Raw genomic sequence first — 15269 nt, forward strand, 5'->3', positions numbered from 1 at the left:
AAAAATTATAATCCCGATGGATTGGGTTTTGCAGCTTTTGGGAGAGTAATAAGCGGAATGGATATTGTAAGGCAAATTCATAAACAACCTGCAAACGGGCAATCGTTTACCAGGCCAGTTACTATTTTAAATATTGAAAGACTCTGATGTGAAAAAACAGAAAAAAAAAATCATTTAGTAACAACTTTATCTGCACTGTGCATTCTTTCCGCAATATCAGCAGCAACAAAACTATTTATTTTTTCAAGATCAAGTATAGTGGCATCGGCATCGCTATTACGGTGATACATGGGAATAAATTTAGCGCCATAAATAATTTCTCTGAATGTATAAGAGCTTCTTGCAACAACTGTGTTGCTAAACATGTCATCAAAGGCTTTTATAAAAATTAAAATTTCACCTCTTGTATTTTCAAAATCTTCTTTTGAAAAACCGTACAGCGGGCTTTCTTCTGTAATAGGATGTACAATGGTCCAGCTTAGTGTTAATGCATTTACATTATGATATTCTAACTGTAATGGAAAAAATTTATTAGTAATTTTTCCATTTTCTTCAATCGCTATTCCTACAGTTACTTTAGCCTCTGCATCGGTAAGTGTAGTATTTTTAAATGGGGCTATGCGTAACATTAAGGCAGTGCCATCTTTAAAAGGCGCAATTATTGCATTGCCTGAAAATTTTAAATAAGCCGTTGGCTTGCTGAACCTGCCATAAAATAAACCTGTTGCTATTGCAAAACTTAATAAGCCTACCAATGCTTCCAAAGCTGCAATGGTACTGGTTAAAAACCCCGATGGACTAATGCGGCCATAGCCCACTGTGGTAAAAGTTTGTGCGCTAAAGAAAAAGGCTTCCCCAAATTTTTGCAGTTCCGAACCTGTATTCATGCCGCTTAAATGCTCCACGCCAATAAAATAATAGATGCAGGCAAAAATAATATTGGCAAAAATAAAAAATGTAAACAGTAACAATAAAAACTTCCACCTTGGTAAGGCAAGCATGGCATGATACCAACTGATACGCTCCCAAAAGTTTACACCTTTCTTTATAATATTTGGCTGGCCATTTTTGTTTACAAAACGTCCGCCATAGTCTGCTGCATTGGCACCAAAACCGGTGTTAATTTCTGTTTTTGCTTTTGTGTTAAGTTTGCGGAGAAGTGCCATTGGTATATCACTAAGAATTTAGCTATGCAAAATAAAGAATAAATTTTGAACTAACTTAGGCCAATTATTGATTAGTAATTATTAGCTATGCTGGAATCTTATATTGAATTATTGCGTTGTCCTCTTACCAGAAGCCGGCTTACATTGCATTGTTTAAAAAAAACTATAAAATTTTTAGATGGTGCAGAAACAGAAGTTATTGAAGAAGGAATATTATTTGCTGTAGATAATTGCTTTTATCCTGTGGTTAAAGGCATTCCACGTTTAAATGTTGAAGCGGTACTTGATTATGCCGATTTTTTGCAATTGCACTTACCAGATTACAAAGTAAAAAAAGAAAAATTATTTACGGAGCATGGCGCAATTATACAATTGGCAGCGCAAAAAAACCGCAGAACAAAAAAAAGTTTTATGCAGGAATGGGCTTTATATGATAATGAGAAAGATAAAACCTGGAATGCTGATGCTGAAGGCATACTAAACCGATTTTTAAAAGAAACAAACGAAAGCATAGATACTCTTAAAGGAAAAATAATTTTTGACGCAGGCTGCGGCAACGGTTCTTTAAATTGTTTGCTGGCTGAAAAGGGCATTACAAATATTGCAATGGATTTTAGTAACAGCATTGAAATTGCTTATGCAGGAAATAAATACCGCAGCGTATTTTTTATACAAGGTGATGTGCAATTCCCCCCGGTGGCATTTGATGTATTTGACATTGTGCATTGCAGTGGTGTTTTGATTCATACAAATAATACGGAAGTTTCTTTTGACTGTATTGAAGCAACAGTAAAGAAAGGAGGGAAGCTTAGTGTTTGGCTGTATCATCCCAGAAAAAATTTTCTTCACAAACTTTTTAACTTCATTAGAAAATTTACTTCAAGGCTGCCCTTAAAATTTCAATATTATTTGTACTGTTGTACTATATTACCTGTTAGTTTTGTTATTAAAAGATTGAAGGGAAATAAAGAGAATATAAGGGAAATGATGGTATCCATCTTAGACTGGTTTACTCCCGAATACAGGTGGGAACATACTCATGAAGAAGCTGCAGGCTGGTTTAAGAAAAGAAATTATTCTAAAGTGAAAATAACAACAGATGAGGTTTTTGGTTTTAATATCATCGGAGAAAAAAATAGTCACTAATTAAATTTATAAGAAGGTTTAGTTTTTCCTAACTTCAAAAAATTAATAAAGGCACTTTATTTATGTTTATTAAAAATTTATATCGGTACAGTAAAACAGCATTTATTGCTTTTGTTTTATTTATTGTGCTTTTTATTTTTATAAATTATAAGTGGGGTGTTGTAGCAACACCGGTTTACCAATACGGCATGTTTAGTTCGGTGTTTCATATTAAAGACACCCAAACTGTTTATCATATTTATGTAAACGATACAAAATTAGATATTACCCAATATCATTTTGCAGAAAGAGATATGCTTTTAATAAGTTTGGAAAATTATGCAAAGTCATCCAAAAGCAACTCCGCTATTTTTTTTACAATGAAACATTTATTGCATAAAACCCGTGCCGGCAGTTTAATGCAGCAGTCAAATTATTCCAATACAGTAAGTGACACCACGTTTACAATATGGTATAAAAAATTACTGCAACAAACAATTGGTTACCCGGTTTTAAAAGCTGCAGCATTTACACAAAAATATATTTGGGAGGGCAAGTCGTTAAAACCAGTTTCTTCACCACAAAAATTAACCTTCCTTGTTGCTGACTGAAAAACATATAAAACAGTTTGCTGTTTACTATCTTACTTGTTTTATAGTTTGCTATGCCTGGTATTTTTATCATGGCTTACTGTTTTCTTCTATTAACCCTGTATTTTTTTTAAACAGGTTAGATGTTAGCCATAATATTATAATGCTGACAAACCTGCAAAATTTTTTAATACAAAACAGGTTTGCAAGAATAATCTTTGATTTACTATTCTTACTGTTTCCAGTGGTATTGATTTATGCAATTGAAAAAAATAAAAAAGGGATTCGTGTTATTGCAACAATAACTTGTATTTTTAGTATAATTTATAGCAGCCTGTTCTGCTCCATGTCATTTGTAAGTGTGGAAGTTTTTGTTTCCGCAATGTTAGTGCCCATAATCTTCTGTTCAATTTCAGTTAAAGGTTTTTATTATCGTATGCATTGCATTAGAATAATTTTTATCCTAATGTTCTTTTCGTCAGCGTTATGGAAAATAAGGGCAGGAGGTATTTTTAACATAGAAGAAATGTCGGCTATACTTTTACGGCAGCACTCATCTTACTTAGTTAGTAACAGCAGTGGTTGGTTTACTAATATGATAGCTTACTTGGTCGGTCATTCAGCTGCTGCCTACACTTTATACTTATTTGCTTTTATTGCAGAGTTTATTTTTGTAATTGGTTTATTTACCCGGAAGTTTGATAAGTACCTGATTATTTCCTTTTGTTTATTCGCCGTATTTGATTACCTGCTGATGGGCATTAACTATTTTACCTGGCTGCCGTTTTTAGGCTGCTTATATTTCTCTAAATACAGTATTGAAAAATCAGCCATTTAATTTTGGCCAGCCTTGTTAAAAGAAACTCCCTTTTTGTTGGTTTTGTAATAATTATACAGTAATACAAAAATTATTAAAATGCATAAAATAATTCCACTGGATAAGTTTACAACTGTAGAAAAATTTCTTGAAATAAAGTAACCAATTCCTGTAACAAGAATTGAAACACTCAAGATAAAAATTAAGTTCCTAAAAGGAAAAAAGTAACTGATTTTTTTTTCAATTAATTTACCGGTATGCCACAAGTAATAGCCAGCCTGGATATAAGTAGAAAGTACAAATGCTGCCGCAAGGCCTTTTAATTGCAAGAGCGGGTATAAAATTAGCATTAATACAATGGCAACTATTAAATCTAACACAGCGCCTTTTAAAATCAGATCGTTTCGGTTATACACCTGCAATACCGCTGTGTAATTGGTTATGCGTACAGGTAATATAAAAATGCTTATCAAAAATACAGGAATAGCTGCTGCATATTTTGCACTGAAGATTAATGTAAAAAATTCACTGTGATAAAAAAATAAAAAGCAAAAGGAAGGAAATACAATTGATGACAATAATACAGAAGAACTTTTGAAAAGTATTTTTGCTTTTTCAGCAATGGCTGTATTTTGCCTTGACATTTCCACCAGCATAACACTGCCTGCGGCACTCAGCATAAGGCCAAATACGGGTATTTCGTAGGAGCCATTAAAGTAAACTGCAAATTGTGCTACAGAAATAAAATACAGTATTACCCATTTGTCAAGCCATTTAAATATCACACCTGCCACATCGTTTAAACCAAGATAAACCCATTGTCTGCTCAGTTGCTTTGGCTGTATCGTAAATTTATCAGTTGCAATATTTCTTATAAAATTATATTGCAGCACTGCCTTAATAATAAAAATAAAAATTAATGCTGTAAGTAATAATTGTAAAGAATAATTTGAATACAGGATAATTAAATGACATAAAATATATCCAGCCGTAAAGATGAGGTTAGTAATAAGCACTAATTTTTCTTTCTCTTTCTTTATTGCTGCAGTTTCGATAAGAATAGCAATATTTTGAACAACAGTTAAAATAATTAATAAAATTCTTGCAGTAAAATTGTATTCGTTAACTGCAATTAAAATATAAACAAGTGGTATAAAATTTAGCAGTCCAAAAAAAAATATAAAATACTTTTTGTTTTCTTTAATCCACCCGGTAATGGCATTAGCCGGCGATGACAATATAAGTGCAGGTAATCCAAATAAAGAAATGACGCTTGCGATATTAATATACAACCATACTGACTGATATAAACCGTAGTCCACAACAGAGAGATTTCTTGCATATAAAAAAATAATGGCCAGCTGTGTAAACATTTTAAAAACACTGCTGCCCATTAACAGAAAAGATCTTTTGGCAAATTTTATTTCGTACAATTAGTTAGCGTATTTTGTTTTACTGAATTGGCTGCAGGCATCTTTATTTAAATGTTTAATGATCTGTGCAGGGGTGCCGCCCAGCACACAATATCCTTCTGCAAAACTTTTTGTTACTACTGTGCCTGCGCCTACGATGGTAAAATCTCCCAGCTCCACACCGGGCAGTATTACTGCATTCATTCCAATCCAGCAAAAATTACCAATTTTTATTGGAGCAGCAGTGTCCACAACAGCATTATCAATCAGGTTGTGGTTGGCAGATATGATACCAACGTTTGGCCCAATGTTGGTATAATCACCAATAACAATACCATTAGATGCTTCAATATAATTACCTGGTGAATCACCGGGATAAACATTTTTTCCCCTGGAAATTTTTTTTGGAAAATATACTGTACTGGTAAAATGCACAGCCCATGGTGTATCTGCATTTTGCCTTAATATTCTGCGATAAAAAAAATCGGCAATATAAAAATTAATGCCCACATCTTTTCTCAACCCAAATATATTTTGAATTATTTTTTTCATCTATTACACAAGGAAATTATTCTTTTACTTTTAAATGCATTACTTCTTGCAAAAACTTTTTTGTTTCTCTTTCCACACTTTCCACATCTTTAGATTTTATGGGTGATGCCATTACATGGTCGCCGGTGTTGGGCAAGGCAATAGCTCTTTTATTTACAGTATCAGTTGCCAGTTGGGTAAACATTTCTTTCATGGCACTTACTTTAACCACATCATCCTGGTGCTGCTCATCTTTGTAATAATAAAGTAACAGTACCGGTTGTTTTACTTTACTGAAAGTTTTTTTGGTCATAGCAGTTTCCAGCATTTCTTCCAATGCAACAATGGCTTCAAGGCGGTAAGGTTTGTTCCAGTATTGTTTGTAAATGGGTCGGTCATCTGTTGGGGTATTATAATTCCCTCCTTTTACCAACCTTGCAATTTGCAATCCCCAATGGTTGTTCAGCATCCATGCATTGTTATCGTTTATAGCAATATTAGGAGAGTATAAAACTAATGCCGCAACATCATTGGGGTAAGCAGCAGCTAATTGTAAGGCCTGTGTTCCCCCTGTACTTGTACCCATTAAAATAACTTTATTGCCTAATTGCTTGCCAATTGCAAATGCTTCTTTTGCGCTCTCCCAATAATTATCAGCAGTAAGATTCATCAGTTGTTCAGTGGTATCAATACCATGTTCTGCCAATCTTGATAAATATAAATTGCAGCCAAATTGTTGGGCAATATTGCGGTGTACCGGGTTACCTTCTTCCTGCGAAGCAGAAAAACCATGTATGTAAACCATTGCATACTCAGTTTTTTGTTTAAGGCTGTCGTTTGCCCAAACAATTCTTGCTTCGTTATTGGGCCTTAATTTATGCATGGCTTCATTGGCTGCAATAAATTTTTCAAGTTTGCCTGTTGGGGGTACCAAAGGCATAGCTGTTGCATATTTTGGCGTTTCGGGCTGTGGGCCAAATAAATAAACAATAATTAAAACACCCAGTAAATAAAGCAATATTTTTAACCAGCGCATAAATAAATTTTTATGAAGCTACATTTTTTCTTTGTTTGATGAAAATAAAATACAAAATCATAAAACATATTAAATTGTATCTAAAAATTCTTTGAAATGAAATAATAATAATTTCATTAACTTTCCCAGATGAAACACTTTAAGTTTTACACCAAAGAAGATATTTTATCGCTTACCAAAGTACGCCGCTTTGAAACTAAAGTAGGGGAGCGGTTGCAATACTTAAAACCCAATGGCGAGTGGCCCGAAGTGGTACAGCAATCCGCAGCCAAATATGTGTTGCTTGGTATTCCTGAAGATATTGGTGTGAGGGCAAACTACGGCACCGGCGGTACGGCCACTGCATGGCTTTCTTTTTTATCTTCTTTTTTAAATGTAAAAAGCAACGATTTTTTTCCGGGAGATAATATTTTACTGCTGGGGCATTTTGATTTTGGCGATATTAAATTTTTAATTGACAGTAATGCTTACAACCCAGATGAACTTATTGAAGCGTACCGCCATGCTGTAAACATTATTGATGAAGAAGTAGAAAATATGCTGAAGGTAATTGCAGCCTGTAATAAAATACCCATCGTAATTGGCGGCGGCCACAACAACGCCTATCCCATTATTAAAGGTGTTGCTAAAGGATTAAACAAATATGGTACCATTCCATTGGCACAAATAAATTGTGTAAACTTAGATGCACACACTGATTATTGTGCAACAGAAGGCAGGCACAGCGGCAATGGTTTTAAATATGCAGAAGAAGATGGCTATCTGGGTAAATACTGTATTGTAGGTGTGCATGAAAATAATATCTCTCAAAATATTTTAATGGATATCCACAACAATCCATTTATTGATTATATCACTTTTGAAGAAATTTTTATTCATGAGCGTAAAAATTTTATTCAGGCAGTGGCACATGCTACGGGTTTTACTGAAGGTAGTTTTACCGGGGTGGAACTTGATCTGGATTGTATAGAAAATGTTTTAAGCAGTGCTACAACACCAGCGGGTATAAGCGTTCTACAGGCAAGGCAGTATATTAATTTTGCTGCTACAGATTGTAAGGTGGCGTACCTGCACATTTGCGAAGGCGCAATACAATTAGCAGATGGCCGTAAAGATGACAGCACAGGAAAATTGATCAGTTACCTGGTAAGCGATTTTATAAAAGCACATTCTCAGGATTAAATTGCCGGCTTTAAAAAACTAAAACCTGATAAACAAAATTGTAATCATGGTGAAAATTACAACGAAAAGAATCAAGCATGCTGCAACCAAAAATGATATAGTTTTCATATTCTCGGATTTTTATATTATTTGCCAAAAACCGTACCAACAGCGGCTTTTGTTGATAAAATAGCGGCTAACTTTCTAACATTTGTATAAAAAAACTTATTATTTTACATAATAAAAAAAATCAGCCAGCACCCCTCTAAAAATTAATAAAATACAGGGCACTTTGTTTTATTGGCAGAAGTATTATATTTATTATTAAACGCTTTATAGGAAAGTGTAACTTCATAAGCACCCCGGTATTGAGAAGCCGATTTTAATTTACTGGAGTTAATATCATAAGACATACCAATACTGTATTGATAATAATCTAATTTAGCAACGGGCATAAAGGCATCTTTGCCACGATAAAACACACCAGCTGAAATACTTATTTTTTGTTCTTCATCATGCTGTATTAAATCATGATTAAGCATTAAGCCTCCCTGTGCCTGGCGGCTGCCGCCCTGCATAAAATAATCAACATAAAATATAATTCGGTTGGCATCGCTTACCGGCGCAGCAAAACCTGCATTAACTACCCACTTATGATTTAAAATAATATCGTTTTGTTTTTGAAAAGCCACTTTGGGTTGCGTAAAATGAAACATGCCCACACCAATATAATACTTTGTATTTTCTCCTGCCACACTGCTGAAACATAAACCTGCGGCAGCATCCCAGTAAGTAAGTTTAGTGCTATTAAAAGTTTGTTTGGTAGGGTTGGCAGCACTGTAACCGCCATTTACAAACTGATCATCAAAAGTTAATTTAGTTGGATCGAAACGCTGCATTACCGGCCCACCCATTATACCTGCAGACAGATAAGTATTTTTATCTCCCAATGATTTATGATAATTAAAAACAGGGAACACCTGTGTACGGCTAAGTTTAGAATCTCCTGCAACATCACTGGAAAGCTGTAATCCGTAAGTAAAAAAGTCATCAGAATTTTCGCCAATTGGTTTTTTATACTCCATCCCTAAACCAAATGTGCGGTAAGGAACGGTTACACTTTGCCATTGATTTCTGTATGCAGTTGTAATTCTTATATCGCCGGCAAACAGCCCGGCAAGCGAAGGGTTCCTTAGTAAAGGCAAATCGTAAAACTGCGAAAAATTTATATCCTGGCTGCTGGCAAATTTTGCAAGCAGAGAAACTACCAACAGCAGGCATATTTTTTTAGTGGGTTTCATCGGTTATAAAATTATTTTAGAATGGTTATGTTTCCTTTGTAAGTATATATTACATCATTATCACAAAATACTTCTGCCGTATAAACAAATACGTCAGGCGTTGCCGGTATGCCCCTAACTTTTCCATCCCATCCAAACTTTAAATCGTTGGGATAAAAATTTTCTCTTTCAAAAACCAGTTCGCCCCATCGATTAAAAATGCGGAACGATTTTACTGTTACGCCTTTCCCTCTTACCATCAATACATCATTTAATCCATCGCCATCAGGTGTAAATGCATTTGGAATATAGATTTGCGAACTCTTACATAATGAATTTATAAAAATGGTGTCGGTAGCTGTACACCCAAATGTGTTTGTTACCACTACACTGTAAAACGAATTATTTTTTACAACAGTTGAAGGAGAAGGGCAATTATTACAACTTAAATCTGCAGCCGGTGTCCACAACCAATTGATGATAGGTCCGTTTTGTGTGACTGCATTAAGCGCTAAAATTGTACCTGTAGATAAAGTCTTGTCGGGACCAAGATTAACTCTTGGCTTAGGCCCAACTGTTATTAATACATAACCTGTATCGGTAAAACAATTATGTCCATCGAAACCAATAACCTGGTATGTAGTAGTAGCGCCGGGTTTTGCGGTTGGATTAGCAATGTTGGTTCTGTTTAATCCTGAAGGCGGCGACCATAAATAACTATTTGCATTTATTGCTTTTAAAATTAAAGATTCGCCAAAGCATAAAGTGTCGCCTGGTAAAACCTGCATTTCAAATGGCTTAATAACATTTAATACAACTGAATCAAACGCTTCGCAACCAAACGAGCTTGTTCCTTTTACTTTATAAACAACAGAATCAATTGGTTTGGCTATTGGATTTGCACAATTGGGACAGCTTAAATTAACTGCGGGAGTCCATGTGTATTGTACAGCACCTGTTGCAGATAATTGAACCGTATTACCCAAGCAAACTACTGCATTATTTTTTGCATCAACTTTTGGGGTAGGGTTGATAATTATATCGAAAGTTTTAGCAGGGCCGTTGCACATTGCAGATGTTGCACTTACTGTTACAGTTGCCGTAATTGGAGCTGCTGTATTATTTACTCCTACAAAAGAATTTATATTACCACTACCGGAGCTGGCTAAACCAATCGCAGTATTATTATTTGTCCAGCTAAACGAAGTACCTGAAACATTGCCTGTAAATGAAATGGCATTAACTGTTGCGCCATTGCATAATGCCTGTCCAGATGGCTGTGCAACATCTGCAATTGGATTAACCGTTATTAAAAATGTTTTTGAAGCCGCAGGACACCCATTGGCAGATGGTGTAACGGTAATGGTTGCAGTTGTAACTGTATTTCCATTGGTAGATGACTGAAATGATGGAATATTTCCCGTACCATTTGCAGCAAGTCCAATGGAAGGCGCTGTGTTTGTCCAGCTATAAACAGTTGATGCAACCGGGCCTGAAAAATTTATTGCGTTAGTAAAATTTCCTCTGCACAATGATTGATCGGCTGGTTGGGCAACACCGGGTGCAGGGTTAACAGTTATTGAAAATGTTTTTGGCGAACCGGGACAACCGTTTACAATCGGTGTAACTGTAATAGTGGCCACTGCAATATTTGCACCATTACTGGTTGCTGTAAAAGAAGAAATATTTCCTGAACCACTTGCTGCTAATCCTATTGCAGTATTATTATTTGTCCAGTTATAAGTGGTACCGTTTACTGCGCCATTAAATGTAATTGCGGCAGTGTTATTGTTATCGCATAAAATTTGATCTGTTGGTTGAGCAACATCAGGCACCGGATTAACCGTTATTGTAAATATCTTTGTTGAACCGGGACAACCATTTACAATTGGTGTAACTGTAATACTAGCCACTGCGGTATTAACACCATTGCTGGTTGCATTGAATGAAGGGATATTTCCTGAACCGTTAGCCGCTAATCCAATTGCAGTATTATTATTTGTCCAATTGTAAGTTGTGCCACTTACTGCTCCATTAAATGTAATTGCTGCCGTATTGTTGTTACTGCACAAAATTTGATCTGCAGGTTGCACAACATCTGGTGTAGGGTTAACAGTTATGGTAAATATTTTTGGTGATCCGGGGCAACCATTTACAACAGGTGTTACTGTAATTGTTGCCGTAGAAATATTTGCACCATTGCTGGTTGCAGTAAATGATGGAATATTTCCTGCGCCGTTTGCTGCTAATCCAATGGCGGTATTATTATTTGTCCAGTTATAAATTGTTCCTGTTACAGTACCCGTAAATGTAATGGCATTGGTATTACTGTTATTACACAGCATTTGATCGGCAGGCTGTGCAACATTGGGGGTTGGATTAACCGTTATTACAAATACTTTTGAAGGCCCGGGACAACCGTTTGCTGTTGGAGTTACAGTGATACCTGCATTTGCAACAGATGCCCCATTGCTTGATGCCTGAAAAGAAGCAATGTTTCCCGTACCGTTTGCAGCAAGTCCTATAATTGGTGCAGTGTTTGTCCAGTTATAAATTGTTCCGCTTATCGAACCAGAAAAATTTATCGGTGATGTAAAATCTCCATTACATAAAATTTGCCCCGGCGGCTGTGCAACATTTGGTGTTGGATTAATAATTATTTGATGTAATGCTGTATCAGCACACCCATTAACAGTACGGGTAATTAATTGTATAGTATAATTGCCCGGTGTATTAAAAGTAAGTGTAAGAGAATTACCTGATCCGCTAAATCCATTGGAAGTTGTCCAGCTGTAATAATTAATCGTATCAGCCGATGCAATAACACTGTTAAAAGTTACAGGGACCGACTGGCATTGGACTGTATCACCCACTATAACTGCGACAGGAAAATTATTGACCTTAACATAAATGGGTTTTATAACAGTATCTATACAGCCACTTGTACCGGTTACAATTAAACGAACATTGTAAGTTCCAGTAGTGGTATAAGTATGGCTAACGTTTATACCACTGCCCGTATTTCCATCTCCAAAATTCCATTGCCGTGATGCAATACCAAAATATGCAGAAGAAGTATCGGTAAAATTTAATGTTGTACTGCCACAAACTTTTATTTCATCATTAATAAATCCAGATTTAATTATTTCAATTGTTATAGTGTCGTTTGCAGGAAGTAAAGTTTCGCATCCTTTAGCTGATTTTAATGTGAGGGTGGGAATAAATATACCGGCAGTATTGTAAGTATGACTGATTGATGATTGCGTAGTTTGGAAAATTACGCCATCACCAAAATTCCATATTAAAGTATCTGCATTACCGGTAACAGCATTAAACTGAACAGTTGTATTATTACAAAATGACCCTCCAGAAAAAGAAAAACTTCCGACAGGCTGTACAACAGAAACTAATTTCTCTGCAACTCCATTACAGCCACCAGCCAGGGCAACATTTAAACGTACAATATAATTACCGGGCAGTAAATAAGTATGTGTTACAGTATCTCCTGTACCGGTAGTACCATCGCCAAAATCCCATACAGCAGATAAAGAAGGAAGATTGCGGTTATAAAATGTAAAAGTATGCGGTGCACAAATCGCTGTTGTATCTGAAGAGCTGAAATCGGCAGTAAACTCTCCTGTAATTTTTACAGGTATTGTATCTAAACAACCAAAATTATTAAAGGGAATCATCTCTAACCAAATAGTGGTGTTAATAGCTGGGCCGGGGTTTAAAATAATTTGTTGCCCTGTTCCTAATAATGTTCCAAAGGTTTGATCCCACCAATTATAAAATTCAAAACCCTGAGGGCCGGTTAAAGTAGTAATATTTGGAGCAGTACAATCATATTGCATTTCTACTGCCTGGCCACACGGCTTTTCTACATCTATGTAAGAATATCCCCAATGGCCCCTTCGTACGCAATCGGCATTGGTAAATTCCAGGTACATAGTTTTTCCTGCATAGCCTCTTAAACTTAAAAATACTGTGGACCATGGTTTGTACATAACTCCGGTATCAACAACTGACCTTGTAAATCCAGGAAGGTTGGATGTGGAAATATATTCAAAAGATGCACAATCAACATAAGCGTTAGCGGCAGAGTCGAAAACATTTACCTGGAAACGTGGTTGTGTCCATACAGTATGGCCAGGGTCTTCAAATACAACGGCGTAGTCATATTTTATTGAGAAATTAGAATCTAAAGCCGGAACGTTAATAGTATATCGTACTCTCTCCGCCTGTGCACCGATAACGGTATTGCCGAGCCGTAATGCAAAATTACTGCCGTCGGGAGGGTTAACAGGAAATAAACCAAACGGATCGAGTGGTGAAGGAAGTATTTTATTATAAATAGTATGCCGGTTGGGTGTTGGCGGCGATGGGGTTACTGTAATAACATTTGTAGTGCCTACAGAATCTACCTGGCCGGTATAACATTTCCAGTTAAAAAAAGAGCCATATTCAAAATCTATATTTTCGGGACAAATGGAAATAGCATTAACCCCATTGGGTGATTGTGGTGTATAAGACATTGCTTTTTTTGAAGAAGAATTATTTTGTATTTTATCAAAAATAATTTCACCACTTAAATTCATGCTACCCGATCTTCCACCCTTATCAATTTTTGCAATGCCTTTATTAAAACCATAAAAAATAGAAATGTCTAAGGCTTTTATTATTTCTGCTTTAGTGTTGATGAGCCACCATTTTTTATTGCCGAATACTGCAGTAACATTTTCTTTAAAATCAAAAGCAATTTCGTATTTGAAAGGGATAATTAATTTTCCTGATTCATTGATAAATCCCCATTTGTTATCTTTTTTTACAGCGGCAAGATGATTGCTGAAATTTCGTGCCGCATCAAATTCCACTGCAGTGATGAGATTTCCTGCTTTGTTTATAAAGGAGAATTTATTGTTTTGTAAAACCCTTGCATAACCGTTCGTAAATGGTTCCTGTTCATCCCATTTAGTGTTTTGAGAAACCGACGATTTCACAACGGTAAGTTTCTGCGCCGAAGCGTTTAAAGAGAACAATAAAATAAGAGAAAGTAAATACTTTTTCATAGGCAACCAATTTGAATTGAAATTCACAATATATTTTGCCTTGATTTTTGAGTAAAGGGTAAGCAGATAACGGGGAGATGTTGGTTTTTATTTCCTGTAAACGTTATAATTCTTAAGGAAATATTAACATTAAGGGTTTATGCGCAGGTATGCAGTAAAATTACTGCATACCCTTGGAGGATAATTAATTTTTTGAGACAGATTTTATGGATATTATGTGAAGCTCTGCTGCTTATTCGAACAATTCGGGTTGTACATTTTCTTTGTCATCTTTCTTTTCCCATTCCATTTCTACACTTTTACTAAACTCTGTAAGTTTTGCACCAACAGCTTTCCAGCCCATTACCTCTACCAGCTTAATAACTTTAAATTTTGCTTTTCGTACCATTTGGCCACGGCCACTTTGTACTACTAAAATTGGTTCAGCATCGGTGCTTACCATTTCAAGCCGGTTATCTTTTCCTTCTTTAATAAAAAAGAATTTGCTGTGCAGGGTAGTGGTTTCTATTTTAAAACGTTTGATGTTGTACTGCAATTTTTCATTATCAAGATATACAGCCGTTACAATTTTACCAGGATTAAATTTTTCCATCAGTAACACTTTTTCCGGATCAAAACGCTGCGTTAATTCCTGATCGGTAATTTCGTAATTACCATCATTGTACATAATCACTATTCTGTCTTCAGCATCAAATTTACCCAGGTATTCTCCTTTTTCTTCTGTATTTAATCTTCCAAACTTATTATCGAACCACAGCTTTTTTGCATCAAGTGTCGATTTACCAGCCTCTTTAAACTTCACCGATTTTATAGGATATTTAGTTACAATATTTCCAATACTGCTGCGACCTTTTATTTCCTGTTCTTCAAAATAAAAATCAAACTCTTTTTTCTTTGCACTGCAGTTAGGGCTTAAAATAATTTTTACTACTTCGGCCTCGCCGTTAGCATTGGCAGTAAAATAATGCACCCGGCTTTTTTCGGAGCCCTTTGTTAAATCGTATTCTTTATCTCTTGTAACGCCTGATACATTAAACCGTTTAGCATAACTCACACTGGTTTTAGCATCTACATAAATCATA

Annotated in this window: 12 protein-coding genes; 5 read left to right on the top strand and 7 right to left on the bottom strand. The window is 35.6% G+C overall.

Annotated features, from left to right (window positions below; translation table 11 throughout):
• Positions 1-21: 21 nt before the first annotated feature.
• Positions 22-147: a peptidylprolyl isomerase gene (locus ACY651_RS00645; RefSeq protein WP_462248744.1), complete on the top strand. Its 126-nt coding sequence runs from the start codon at positions 22-24 to the stop codon at positions 145-147.
• A 23-nt stretch (positions 148-170) separates the two neighbouring features.
• On the opposite strand, the gene ACY651_RS00650 is transcribed toward ACY651_RS00645, so the two are convergent.
• The gene (locus tag ACY651_RS00650) at positions 171-1166 is read right to left on the bottom strand and encodes an ion channel (RefSeq protein WP_462248652.1); all 996 of its coding nucleotides are present in this window, start codon (positions 1164-1166) and stop codon (positions 171-173) included.
• An 87-nt stretch (positions 1167-1253) separates the two neighbouring features.
• Between ACY651_RS00650 and ACY651_RS00655 the strand changes: the two genes are divergently transcribed.
• From ACY651_RS00655 to ACY651_RS00665, 3 genes are all read left to right on the top strand, one after another.
• Positions 1254-2312, top strand: a complete 1059-nt coding sequence (locus ACY651_RS00655; protein ID WP_462248654.1) for a methyltransferase domain-containing protein — start codon at positions 1254-1256, stop codon at positions 2310-2312.
• A 62-nt stretch (positions 2313-2374) separates the two neighbouring features.
• On the top strand, positions 2375-2902 hold the full coding sequence (locus tag ACY651_RS00660) for a hypothetical protein (protein ID WP_462248656.1): 528 nt from the start codon (positions 2375-2377) through the stop codon (positions 2900-2902).
• 445 nt (positions 2903-3347) lie between these two features.
• Positions 3348-3719, top strand: coding sequence for a hypothetical protein (locus ACY651_RS00665; RefSeq protein ID WP_462248658.1), 372 nt, complete (start codon positions 3348-3350; stop codon positions 3717-3719).
• Here ACY651_RS00665 and ACY651_RS00670 read toward each other — a convergent pair.
• Genes ACY651_RS00670 through ACY651_RS00680 form a run of 3 tightly spaced genes read right to left on the bottom strand, consistent with a single transcriptional unit; the run spans position 3716 to position 6677 of the window.
• A complete protein-coding gene (locus ACY651_RS00670; RefSeq protein ID WP_462248662.1) occupies positions 3716-5131 on the bottom strand; it encodes a lipopolysaccharide biosynthesis protein in 1416 nt (471 codons plus the stop codon). The genes ACY651_RS00665 and ACY651_RS00670 overlap by 4 nt on opposite strands.
• Entirely contained in the window at positions 5132-5662 is a 531-nt protein-coding gene (locus tag ACY651_RS00675) for an acyltransferase (protein ID WP_462248664.1), read from the bottom strand. It lies immediately after the preceding gene.
• A 16-nt stretch (positions 5663-5678) separates the two neighbouring features.
• Positions 5679-6677, bottom strand: a complete 999-nt coding sequence (locus ACY651_RS00680) for an alpha/beta hydrolase (RefSeq protein ID WP_462248666.1) — start codon at positions 6675-6677, stop codon at positions 5679-5681.
• A 129-nt stretch (positions 6678-6806) separates the two neighbouring features.
• Here ACY651_RS00680 and ACY651_RS00685 point away from each other — a divergent pair, with 129 nt between their 5' ends.
• A complete protein-coding gene (locus ACY651_RS00685; RefSeq protein WP_462248668.1) occupies positions 6807-7859 on the top strand; it encodes an arginase family protein in 1053 nt (350 codons plus the stop codon).
• Positions 7860-8110: 251 nt separating this feature from the next.
• On the opposite strand, the gene ACY651_RS00690 is transcribed toward ACY651_RS00685, so the two are convergent.
• The 3 genes from ACY651_RS00690 to ACY651_RS00700 all read right to left on the bottom strand — a co-directional run bounded on the left by ACY651_RS00690 (position 8111) and on the right by ACY651_RS00700 (position 15268).
• On the bottom strand, positions 8111-9139 hold the full coding sequence (locus ACY651_RS00690) for a PorP/SprF family type IX secretion system membrane protein (RefSeq protein WP_462248670.1): 1029 nt from the start codon (positions 9137-9139) through the stop codon (positions 8111-8113).
• Positions 9140-9150: 11 nt separating this feature from the next.
• Entirely contained in the window at positions 9151-14187 is a 5037-nt protein-coding gene (locus ACY651_RS00695) for a PKD domain-containing protein (RefSeq protein ID WP_462248672.1), read from the bottom strand.
• A 232-nt stretch (positions 14188-14419) separates the two neighbouring features.
• Positions 14420-15268, bottom strand: coding sequence for a hypothetical protein (locus ACY651_RS00700; protein WP_462248674.1), 849 nt, complete (start codon positions 15266-15268; stop codon positions 14420-14422).
• Position 15269 lies beyond the last annotated feature (1 nt).

Origin of the sequence: Ferruginibacter sp., assembly GCF_031391665.1 — a bacterium.
Lineage (GTDB): Bacteria > Bacteroidota > Bacteroidia > Chitinophagales > Chitinophagaceae > Ferruginibacter.

Coding starts and splice junctions, on each gene's coding strand:
- ACY651_RS00650 (WP_462248652.1), bottom strand. CDS start 1,166: ATGGCACTTCTCCGCAAACTTAACACAAAAGCAAAAACAGAAATTAAC.
- ACY651_RS00680 (WP_462248666.1), bottom strand. CDS start 6,677: ATGCGCTGGTTAAAAATATTGCTTTATTTACTGGGTGTTTTAATTATT.
- ACY651_RS00690 (WP_462248670.1), bottom strand. CDS start 9,139: ATGAAACCCACTAAAAAAATATGCCTGCTGTTGGTAGTTTCTCTGCTT.
- ACY651_RS00660 (WP_462248656.1), top strand. CDS start 2,375: ATGTTTATTAAAAATTTATATCGGTACAGTAAAACAGCATTTATTGCT.
- ACY651_RS00695 (WP_462248672.1), bottom strand. CDS start 14,187: ATGAAAAAGTATTTACTTTCTCTTATTTTATTGTTCTCTTTAAACGCT.
- ACY651_RS00685 (WP_462248668.1), top strand. CDS start 6,807: ATGAAACACTTTAAGTTTTACACCAAAGAAGATATTTTATCGCTTACC.
- ACY651_RS00700 (WP_462248674.1), bottom strand. CDS start 15,268: ATGATTTATGTAGATGCTAAAACCAGTGTGAGTTATGCTAAACGGTTT.
- ACY651_RS00665 (WP_462248658.1), top strand. CDS start 3,348: ATGTTCTTTTCGTCAGCGTTATGGAAAATAAGGGCAGGAGGTATTTTT.
- ACY651_RS00675 (WP_462248664.1), bottom strand. CDS start 5,662: ATGAAAAAAATAATTCAAAATATATTTGGGTTGAGAAAAGATGTGGGC.
- ACY651_RS00655 (WP_462248654.1), top strand. CDS start 1,254: ATGCTGGAATCTTATATTGAATTATTGCGTTGTCCTCTTACCAGAAGC.